This is a genomic window from Thermoanaerobacter sp. A7A, from assembly GCF_000445185.1.
GTDB lineage: Bacteria > Bacillota > Thermoanaerobacteria > Thermoanaerobacterales > Thermoanaerobacteraceae > Thermoanaerobacter.
Genome location: NZ_AVAF01000029.1, coordinates 1 through 11031 on the forward strand (window position 1 = coordinate 1; position 11031 = coordinate 11031).

General features: G+C 37.0%; 6 protein-coding genes. All 6 read right to left on the reverse strand.

Going from position 1 to position 11031, the window contains the following annotated elements; genetic code table 11:
- Positions 1-36 precede the first annotated feature (36 nt).
- Positions 37-2106, reverse strand: coding sequence for an elongation factor G (fusA, locus tag M663_RS0101680; RefSeq protein WP_029687737.1), 2070 nt, complete (start codon positions 2104-2106; stop codon positions 37-39).
- A 49-nt stretch (positions 2107-2155) separates the two neighbouring features.
- Complete coding sequence (gene rpsG / locus M663_RS0101685) at positions 2156-2626, reverse strand: 30S ribosomal protein S7 (RefSeq protein ID WP_029687739.1); 471 nt, start codon at positions 2624-2626, stop codon at positions 2156-2158.
- 79 nt (positions 2627-2705) lie between these two features.
- Positions 2706-3080, reverse strand: coding sequence for a 30S ribosomal protein S12 (rpsL, locus tag M663_RS0101690; RefSeq protein WP_003868702.1), 375 nt, complete (start codon positions 3078-3080; stop codon positions 2706-2708).
- Positions 3081-3134: 54 nt separating this feature from the next.
- Positions 3135-3389, reverse strand: a complete 255-nt coding sequence (locus tag M663_RS0101695; protein WP_029687740.1) for a ribosomal L7Ae/L30e/S12e/Gadd45 family protein — start codon at positions 3387-3389, stop codon at positions 3135-3137.
- A 95-nt stretch (positions 3390-3484) separates the two neighbouring features.
- Positions 3485-7039, reverse strand: coding sequence for a DNA-directed RNA polymerase subunit beta' (rpoC, locus tag M663_RS0101700; RefSeq protein ID WP_029687741.1), 3555 nt, complete (start codon positions 7037-7039; stop codon positions 3485-3487).
- 42 nt (positions 7040-7081) lie between these two features.
- Positions 7082-10798, reverse strand: coding sequence for a DNA-directed RNA polymerase subunit beta (rpoB, locus tag M663_RS0101705; RefSeq protein ID WP_029687742.1), 3717 nt, complete (start codon positions 10796-10798; stop codon positions 7082-7084).
- Positions 10799-11031: the final 233 nt, after the last annotated feature.

Genomic DNA, 11031 nt, shown 5'->3' on the forward strand with positions numbered 1-11031 from the left:
TCTCAAATTTTTGCTTCGCCATCCTCTTTTCCTCCTTTACTTTTTTTCTAATATTTGATCAGTAATATTTTTCGGAACTTCCTCATAATGATGGAACTGCATAGTGTAAGTTCCTCTTCCTTGAGTTTTTGACCTTAAATCAGTAGCATATCCAAACATTTCAGCAAGTGGCACAAATGCTCTTATAACTTGGGCTCCAGCCCTTGCTTCCATTCCTTCAACTCTTCCACGACGTGAATTTATATCTCCTATAATATCTCCCATGTATTCTTCCGGAACCACAACCTCCACTTTCATAATAGGTTCCAAAAGAACAGGGTTTGCCTTTTTCATGCCTTCCTTAAATGCTATAGAACCTGCTATTTTAAATGCCATATCTGAGGAGTCAACTTCATGGTAAGAACCATCTACCAATGCCACTTTTACATCGATAACAGGGTATCCTCCAAGAACACCGTTTTGCATAGCTTCTTGAACACCTGCGTCAACTGCAGGAATATATTCTTTTGGAATAACTCCTCCTACTATACGGTTTTCAAATGTATAGCCTTCTCCTCTTGGAGCAGGTTCCATCTCCAACCAAACATGGCCATACTGACCGCGTCCGCCGGACTGCCTGATAAATTTACCTTCAATTTTAACAGGTTTAGTGATAGTCTCTTTGTAAGCAACTTGAGGCTTACCTACATTGCAATCAACATTAAACTCTCTTCTTAGCCTATCAACAATTATCTCTAAGTGCAATTCTCCCATACCAGCTATTATTGTCTGCCCTGTTTCTTGGTCAGTATATGTTTTAAAGGTTGGGTCTTCTTCAGCTAGTTTCAATAAAGCCATAGTCATTTTTTCTTGAGCAGCTTTAGTCTTAGGCTCTATAGCAACAGAAATAACTGGTTCTGGGAAATCCATTGATTCTAAGAGTATTGGATGATTCTCATCACAGAGCGTATCTCCTGTTGTAGTATCTTTTAGTCCAACTGCTGCAACTATATCGCCTGTGTAGACAGCCTCCATTTCTTGCCTGTGGTTTGCATGCATTTGAAGAATTCTACTTATTCTTTCTTTTTTACCTTTTGTAGAATTTAATACATAAGAGCCCGCATTTAGAGTCCCTGAATATACTCTAAAAAAAGCAAGTTTACCTACATAAGGGTCCGCCATAATTTTAAATGCTAACGCTGAAAAAGGCTCTGAATCGTCGGCTTTTCTCTCTATCTCTTCTCCTGTGGCTAATGCCATGCCTTTTACAGGTGGCAAGTCGATTGGAGAAGGAAGATATCTTACTATCGCATCCAACATAGGTTGAATTCCTTTGTTTTTATAGGAAGAACCACAGACAACTGGTACTAATTCACCATTTATAGTTCCTTTTCTTAAGGCTTTGTGAATCTCCTCTTCAGTTATTTCTTCCCCTTCTAAATACTTTTCTAAAATAGTTTCATCTTGTTCAGAAACCGCTTCTAATAGTTTTTCTCTATACTCTTCGGCTAAATCTTTTAAGTCCTCAGGTATTTCAGTCTCATCCATTACAGTACCCAGATCATCTTCATATATTATGGCTTCCATTTTAATTAAATCTACAATGCCTCTGAAGGTATCTTCTTTCCCAATAGGAATTTGTATAGCTACAGGATTAGCTCCCAATCTCTCCTTTATCATTTTTATTACATTAAAAAAGTCAGCACCTATTATATCCATTTTATTTACATAGGCAATTCTTGGAACATGATACTTATCAGCCTGTCTCCACACAGTTTCAGATTGAGGCTCAACACCCTCTTTTGCAGAAAAAACCGCAACGGCTCCGTCTAATATTCTAAGAGACCTTTCAACTTCTACAGTAAAGTCCACGTGTCCCGGCGTATCAATAATGTTTATTTTATGCCCTTTCCAATAACAAGTAGTAGCCGCAGAAGTTATAGTTATACCTCTTTCCTGCTCTTGTACCATCCAGTCCATTGTAGCAGTACCTTCGTGGACTTCTCCTAACTTATGAACTTTCCCTGTATAAAAAAGTATTCGCTCGGTAGTAGTGGTTTTTCCTGCATCTATATGCGCCATAATACCAATGTTCCTAACTTTATCTAAGCTGTAGTCTCTTGGCATCTTCCATCCTCCTTTCTTGTACCCTAGATTCACTACCCCCTATAAACAATTACCATCTATAATGAGCAAAGGCCTTATTAGCTTCTGCCATTTTATGGGTATCTTCTCTCTTCTTAACACTTCCTCCAGTATTATTTGCAGCATCTATTATCTCCGCTGCTAATTTTTCCATCATAGATTTACCACTTCTTTGCCTTGCATACTCTACAAGCCATCTTATTCCGAGAGAAAGCCTTCTTTCAGGCCTTACTTCCATAGGAACTTGGTAAGTGGCACCACCTACTCTTCGAGGCCTTACTTCAAGAACAGGCATAACATTATTTAAAGCTTCTTCAAAAACTTCAAGAGGATCTCTTCCTGTCTTTTCTCTTATTATGTCAAAAGCTCCATAACAAATTTTTTGAGCTAAGCTCTTTTTGCCATCCCACATTACCTTATTAATTAGTTTTGAAACTTTTTTACTATTATATACAGGATCAGGAAGAACCTCTCTTCTTTCTACATGACCTTTTCTTGGCATCCTTTTCCCTCCTTTTCTGTAAAAACTTTACAATAATTAACTCTACTAAATACCTTTATAGTTCTATTTTACTCTTTTTTTACTTTTTAGGCTTTTTAGCGCCATATCTCGAACGAGCTTGCTTTCTATTGGCAACACCAGCAGCATCAAGGGCTCCTCTTATTATCTTATACCTTACACCTGGGAGGTCTTTAACCCTTCCACCTCTTACTAAAACTACAGAGTGTTCCTGTAAATTGTGACCTATACCAGGGATGTACGCTGTAACCTCTGTACCATTTGTTAACCTTACCCTTGCTATTTTTCGTAGTGCTGAATTTGGCTTTTTAGGAGTTGTAGTTTTTACTACTACACAAACACCTCTTTTTTGAGGATTACCCTCTAAAGCTGGAGCAGCAGATTTATATTTTACTGGCTTTCTCCCTTGTCTTACCAATTGATTTATCGTTGGCATCTTCGCACCTCCTTCCAAATAAATCAAGAAATAATTACCCCCTCAAAGGGGTAATTATTTCTTTTCACCTATAATATCCGCTGCAGCGGCAGCATTTACATCAATACCACACATTACCCCAAGTTCTTTCATAGTATCGACGTACACTATTTTAATTGTTTTTTCCTCACATAGTTCTTTTATTTTTTTAGTAACATGTTCTTCCGCATCTTTTGCAATGTAAACCTGAAGTACATTGCAATTCATTATTGCTTTTAAAGTCTGCTTTGCTCCAACCACCCGCTTAGAAGGGCAATCTTGTCCTGCCATTCGCCTTCCTCCCATCAGGACAGCGGTTTTTAACACACCTAATAATTTTATCATTAAGCAGTTTAGCTGTCAACAGTAGAATTTCGGTTAAATCTTTAGTTGCTCGCCTTTACTTCTGCTTCTTCTTTTTCTTTATCTTGTGCATCCTGTTGGTCTTTTACTTTCTTTACAACGGAAATATTTCTGTAGCGTGATAAGCCAGTTCCAGCAGGAATTAGTTTACCTATTATCACATTTTCTTTCAATCCCAAAAGCGGATCTACTTTACCTTTTATAGCTGCATCTGTAAGCACTCTTGTTGTCTCTTGGAAAGAAGCAGCTGATAAGAAAGAATCTGTTGCCAAAGCCGCCTTTGTAATTCCCAAAAGAGCTCTCCTACCAGTAGCAGGTTTTAGTCCTTTTTCTACTGCTTTTTTGTTTTCCTCTTCGAATTTAAACATATCTATAAGCTCTCCAGGAAGCATTGAAGTATCTCCTGGGTCTTCTACTTTTACTTTTCTCATCATTTGTCTTATTATTACTTCAATGTGCTTATCATTTATTTTAACACCCTGCAATCTATAAACCTTTTGAACCTCTTGTAGCAAGTAAGTCTGTACTGCAAATATTCCTTTTATTTTCAAAAGGTCATGAGGATTTACAGACCCTTCTGTCAGCTCATCCCCAGCTTGTATTACCTGACCATCATGAACTTTAAGTCTTGAACCATAGGGAATCAGATAAGTCTTAGAAATACTGTTTTCTTCATCTGTTACAATGACTTCTCTTCTCTTCTTTGATTCATTGATTCTTACAACACCAGAAATTTCAGAAATTACAGCAAGTCCTTTTGGTTTTCTCGCCTCAAAAAGCTCTTCTACTCTTGGAAGACCTTGTGTAATATCAGAACCTGCTACACCGCCAGTATGGAATGTTCTCATGGTAAGCTGTGTACCTGGTTCGCCTATAGCTTGTGCAGCAATAATGCCCACTGCTTCGCCTATATTTACAAGTTCACCTGTTGCAAGGTCTCTACCATAACACATTCTACATACGCCGTGTCGTGACTTACATGTCAAAAGTGACCTTATCTTTACCTTAGTAATACCTGCTTTTTCGATTTTTTCTGCTTCCTCTTCGTTTATCAATTCATTTCTTCTGACAATTATCTTGCCTTCATTATCAACCACATCTTCAGCCGCAACTCTTCCTATTATTCTGTCAGCTAATCTTTCAATTATTTCGTTTCCTTCTCTTATTTCTTCTACGTAAATTCCCTCATCTGTTCCACAATCTTCTTCTCTGACTATTACATCTTGGCTAACATCAACTAATCTTCTTGTTAAATAACCAGAGTCTGCAGTTCTTAAAGCTGTATCCGCAAGACCTTTTCTTGCACCGTGAGTAGATATGAAGAATTCCAACACATTAAGACCCTCTCTAAAGTTAGACCTTATAGGAAGCTCAATAATTCTTCCTGAAGGGTCTGCCATAAGACCTCTCATACCCGCTAACTGCCTTATCTGGTTTTTACTTCCTCTTGCTCCTGAATGAGCCATCATAAATATAGGATTAAATTTGTCCAGGCTTGTCATTAAAGCTTCTGTAACTTTTTCTGTAGTCATATTCCATGTTCTTATTATGCTCTCATATCTCTCTTCCTCGGATATGAGACCACGTCTGAATTGGCTTTCAATTTTACTTACCATTTCATCTGCTTCTTTTAGAAGCTTCTCTTTTTCTTTAGGTATTACCATGTCAGAAACACTGACAGTGATAGCTGTTTTTGTAGAATATCTGAAACCTAACTCTTTGATTTTATCAAGAGTTTCTGCGGTTTTTGTTGGCCCGTGTAATCTGTATACTCTATCTAAAATTTTCCCCAATTTAGATTTATCTACTAAATCATTAATTTCTAAGTCAAAAGCAGTTTCAGGATTAGTTCTATCTACATAACCTAAATCCTGCGGAATTGCTTCATTAAATATAATTTTTCCAACTGTTGTCTCAATTATTTTTGATTTTTTGACTCCATCAATTTCTTTTGTCATTTTCACTTTTATCTTAGCATGAATGTGAATGTATCCCAGTTGATATGCCGTAATAGCTTCTTCAGGGCTAGAGAAATATTTGCCCTCACCCTGAACTCCCTCTTCATCTGCTGTTAAGTAATAACAACCTAATACCATATCTTGAGTAGGAGTCATAACAGGTTTTCCATCTTGGGGCTTGAGTATGTTATTAGCAGCTAGCATCAAAAACCTCGCTTCAGCTTGTGCTTCCATTGAAAGAGGTACGTGGACAGCCATCTGGTCACCATCAAAGTCTGCATTGTAAGCTGTACACACAAGGGGATGAAGCTTTATAGCTCTTCCTTCAACTAACACCGGTTCAAAAGCTTGAATACCCAATCTATGGAGGGTAGGCGCTCTGTTTAACAATACGGGATGTTCTTTAATAACTTCCTCTAATACATCCCATACCTCCGGCTTTATCTTTTCAACCATTCTCTTAGCACTTTTTATATGCTGCGCCAAACCTTCATCTACTAATTTCTTCATTACAAAAGGCTTAAAAAGCTCTAATGCCATTTCTTTTGGCAAGCCACATTGATAAACTTTAAGCTCGGGTCCTACTACTATAACGGAACGGCCTGAATAGTCTACCCTCTTACCTAAAAGATTTTGTCTAAATCTTCCTTGCTTACCTTTTAACATATCAGAAAGGGATTTTAAAGGTCTATTACCAGGGCCTGTAACAGGCCTACCTCTTCTGCCATTGTCTATCAAAGCATCTACCGCTTCTTGTAACATTCTTTTTTCATTTCTTACTATAATATCCGGAGCCCCTAAGTCTAAAAGCTTTTTCAATCTGTTATTTCTATTGATTACTCTCCTGTACAAATCATTAAGGTCTGAAGTTGCAAACCGCCCACCATCCAACTGCACCATAGGTCTTAAATCAGGAGGAATTACAGGTATAACATCCAAAATCATCCATTCAGGGCGATTACCTGAATCTATAAAAGCTTGTACTACTTCTAATCTTCTAATTGCCCTTACCCTTTTTTGACCAGTGGACTCACGTATTTCGGCTTTCAATTCTTTGCCCAACTTTTCTAAATCTATTTCTTGTAGCAATTCTTTTACTGCTTCTGCTCCCATCCCTGCCCTAAATTTATTACCATATTTATCCAAATATTCTCTGTACTCTTTCTCCGACAATAACTGCTTTTTGGTAAGAGGAGTATCGCCAGGGTCAATAACCACATATGATACAAAGTACAGCACTTTTTCTAATGCTCTCGGGGACATATCAAGAAGAAGCCCCATTCGACTTGGAATTCCTTTTACATACCATATATGGGCAACAGGGGCAGCAAGTTCAATGTGCCCCATTCTTTCCCTTCTAACTTTAGACCTTGTAACTTCTACACCGCATCTATCACAAACCACACCTTTGTATCTCACTCTTTTGTATTTACCGCAATGGCATTCCCAGTCTTTTGTAGGTCCAAAAATTCTTTCACAAAAAAGGCCATCCCTTTCTGGTTTTAACGTTCTATAATTTATAGTTTCAGGCTTTTTAACCTCACCTCTTGACCATTCTCTTATTTTTTCAGGTGATGCTAACCCAATTTTAATAGCCTCAAAATTTCTTAACTGAAACAAGGAGTGTCGCTCCTTTCTTCAATAAATTTTGGTTTTAAGTAATTAAATATCAAAATCTTCTAAATCTAAATCATCATTTCCTATATCAAAACTATCTGGCTCAAAATCAAGATCTTCTGGCAATTCTTCACTCTCTTCTTCAAAACCTTCTTCATAGCCTTCTTCATATACTTCTTCTGGTGGCGTATCTTCGCGACCTTCTATATTGATATTAAGAGTAGCATCCGGCACATCAGAATCGTCATCATCTTCAAATTCTTTTAATGGAATTTCTTGATTATCTTCTGTGATAACTTTGACATCTAATGCTAAGCTTTGAAGTTCCTTAACCAATACTTTAAAGGATTCAGGAATACCTGGTTCTGGTATGTTTTCACCCTTAACAATAGCTTCATAGGTTTTTACACGACCTGATACATCGTCAGATTTCACAGTCAAAATCTCTTGTAAAGTGTGAGCTGCACCATATGCCTCTAATGCCCATACTTCCATCTCACCAAATCTCTGTCCACCAAACTGAGCTTTTCCACCCAAAGGTTGCTGAGTAACCAAAGAATATGGTCCAGTAGACCTTGCATGCATCTTGTCATCAACAAGATGGTGAAGTTTCAGCATGTACATATAACCTACCGTAACTCTGTTATCAAAAGGCTCACCTGTTCTTCCATCGTACAATTGCACCTTGCCGTCCGGAGAAAAACCGGATTTAGCTAAAAGCTCTTGTATATCTTCTTCTGTTGCCCCATCAAACACAGGTGTAGCAATCTGCCATCCCAACGCTTTTGCAACAAGACCCAAGTGAACTTCTAAAACCTGACCAATGTTCATACGCGATGGAACACCTAATGGATTTAAACATATCTGCAAAGGGGTACCATCTGGCAAAAACGGCATATCTTCTACTGGAAGTATCCTTGAAATAACACCCTTGTTACCGTGGCGCCCTGCCATTTTGTCTCCAACAGAAATTTTCCTCTTTTGAGCAACAAATACTCTTACCATCTGGTTGACTCCTGGTGGCAATTCATCACCATTTTCTCTGGAATAAACTTTAACATCTACTACTATACCTGACTCACCGTGAGGAACACGCAAAGAAGTATCTCTTACTTCTCTTGCTTTTTCTCCAAAAATAGCTCTTAAAAGTCTTTCCTCGGCTGTAAGTTCAGTCTCGCCTTTTGGAGTAACTTTGCCTACTAATATATCACCAGCGGTAACTTCTGCACCTATACGTATTATTCCTCTCTCATCTAAATCTTTTAAAGCATCTTCACCTACATTCGGTATTTCTCTCGTTATTTCTTCTGGACCTAATTTCGTATCTCTGGCTTCTGCATCATATTCCTCTATGTGAATAGAAGTCAAAGAATCATCTCTAACCAATTCTTCACTTATCAAAATAGCATCTTCATAATTATAACCTTCCCAAGGCATAAATCCTACTAAGACATTTTTCCCAAGTGCAAGTTCACCGTTGTCAGTAGAAGGTCCATCGCATATAACTTGCCCTTTTTTCACTTCATCTCCTTCATTTACAATAGGCCTTTGGTTTATACAAGTTCCCTGGTTTGACCTCTTAAATTTAAGTAAATTATACTCATCCCTTCTACCGTCCTTTGTTCTAATTATAACTTTATCAGCGGTTACCTTTTCTACTACTCCATCGTTTTTTGCTAATACTACTACACCAGAATCAACAGCTGCCTTATATTCTATGCCCGTTCCAATTATTGGTGCTTCAGGTTTTATAAGTGGTACTGCTTGCCTCTGCATGTTAGAGCCCATCAAGGCTCTATTCGCATCATCATTTTCCAAGAAAGGTATCATAGAAGTAGCAACAGACACTATCTGTTTTGGTGAAACGTCCATGAAGTCCACTTCTGTTGGAGGTACTGCTATTATCTCTTCTTTTAATCTACATACCACTTTCTCATTAATAAACCTGTTGTTTTCATCTAATGGTTCATTAGCTTGAGCTATAATATATTCATCTTCTTCATCTGCAGTCATATATACAATTTCATCTGTAACTGTACCAGTAGTTTTGTCTACTCTCCTATATGGAGCTTCAATAAATCCATATTCATTTACGCGAGCATAGGTAGTCAAAGATCCAATTAAACCAATGTTTGGGCCCTCAGGAGTCTCAATAGGACAAATTCTTCCATAATGGGAATAGTGAACGTCTCTTACCTCAAAACCCGCTCTTTCTCTACTAAGTCCTCCAGGACCTAAAGCACTTACTCTTCTCTTATGAGTAAGTTCTGCCAAAGGGTTAGTTTGGTCCATAAATTGAGAAAGCTGGGAGCTTCCGAAAAATTCCCTAATGGCTGCAACAACTGGGCGAATGTTTATAAGGTTTTGAGGAGTAATTTCATTCACATCTTGGATTGTCATTCTCTCTTTGACTACTCTTTCTAATCTCGCAAGTCCAATTCTAAATTGATTTTGCAATAATTCTCCTACAGACCTAAGTCGCCTATTTCCTAAATGATCTATATCATCTATTGAACCTATCCCATGAGTTAAATTTAGTTGGTAGCTTATAGTGGCTATAATGTCATCTTTAGTAATGTTCTTTGGAACAAGTTCATCCATTCTATTTTTTATTTCGTTTATTACTGCCTCTTCATCAGAGAAATTATCAAGGATTTCTTTTAATATACTTAAATTTACTGCTTCCTTTATATTTAAGTTAGATACATCATAAGGCATTGGATATTTATTTATATCCACCGTATTATTACCTATTACTCTTACTACTTTACCCTCTACTAACACTTCTACTACATTTATGCCGCAATTTTGAATTTCTTCTGCCTTTTCTTTGGAAATTTTCTCTCCTTCTTCTACTAATATCTCTCCTGTAACAGGATTGACAATCTTTTTTGCGCTTTTTAAGTTTACAATTCTCGTTTTTAACGCAAGTTTTTTATTAAATTTATAGCGCCCAACTTTTGCTAAATCATACCTTTTTGCATCAAAAAATAATGCATACAAAAGGCTTTTGGCACTCTCAACAGTAGGTGGCTCTCCCGGTCTCAATCTTTTATAAATTTCTATTAAAGCCTCTTCTTCAGATTTTGTTGTATCCTTATCTAAAGTAGCTTTTAATTTTTCCTCTTCTCCTAAAAGGTCAAGAATTTGAATATCAGTACTATAACCCAATGCCCTTAATAATACAGTAACTGGAACTTTTCTTGTTCTGTCAATTCTAACATATACTATATCATTGGAATCTTCTTCATATTCTAGCCAAGCCCCTCTATTTGGAATTACAGTTGCAGAAATTAATTTTTTCCCAAATTTATCAAATTGCTGTTCATAATAGACTCCTGGAGACCTAACCAATTGGCTTACAATTACACGTTCTGCGCCATTTATAATAAAAGTACCCTTTTCTGTCATTAAAGGAAAATCTCCCATAAATACTTCAGATTCCTTAATTTCCCCTGTTTCCCTATTGGTAAGGCGTACTTCGACTTTCATTGGCACAGCATATGTAGTATCTCTATCTTTACATTCTTCTACTGAATACTTGGGGTTATTTTCTAATCTATAATCCACAAATTCTAACGCCAAATTTCCTGTAAAGCTCTCTATAGGGGAAATTTCTCTAAAGACTTCTCTCAACCCCTCCTCTAAAAACCATTTGTATGACTTCTTTTGAACTTCAATAAGGTCGGGCATTTGTAGAACTTCATCAATCTTAGCAAAGCTCATTCTTGTCTTGTTGCCCACTTGTACAGGATTTACCATCCATTTCACCCCTTAAAAAATGTAAATTACCAAAAGTTGAAAACTTTTGGATTTCATGCAAAATAACCCTATTTTACCATTATTATTCACCAACAGGCTCCCTCTTATACATATATTAACAAATAAAAAAGGCCACTATTAATGCAATTTATTATAATAGCACAAGTGAAGATTTATGTCAACAATTCCCCATAAAAATGTTTTTTGCTTTGTACCTTTTTTTATAATTTTTT

Bases quoted from the DNA above. Each gene is read 5' to 3' on its own strand.
- rpsG (WP_029687739.1), bottom strand. From the start codon at position 2,626: ATGCCAAGAAAAGGTCATGTAGAAAGAAGAGAGGTTCTTCCTGATCCT.
- fusA (WP_029687737.1), bottom strand. From the start codon at position 2,106: ATGCCAAGAGACTACAGCTTAGATAAAGTTAGGAACATTGGTATTATG.
- rpsL (WP_003868702.1), bottom strand. From the start codon at position 3,080: ATGCCAACGATAAATCAATTGGTAAGACAAGGGAGAAAGCCAGTAAAA.
- rpoB (WP_029687742.1), bottom strand. From the start codon at position 10,798: ATGGTAAATCCTGTACAAGTGGGCAACAAGACAAGAATGAGCTTTGCT.
- M663_RS0101695 (WP_029687740.1), bottom strand. From the start codon at position 3,389: ATGGCAGGACAAGATTGCCCTTCTAAGCGGGTGGTTGGAGCAAAGCAG.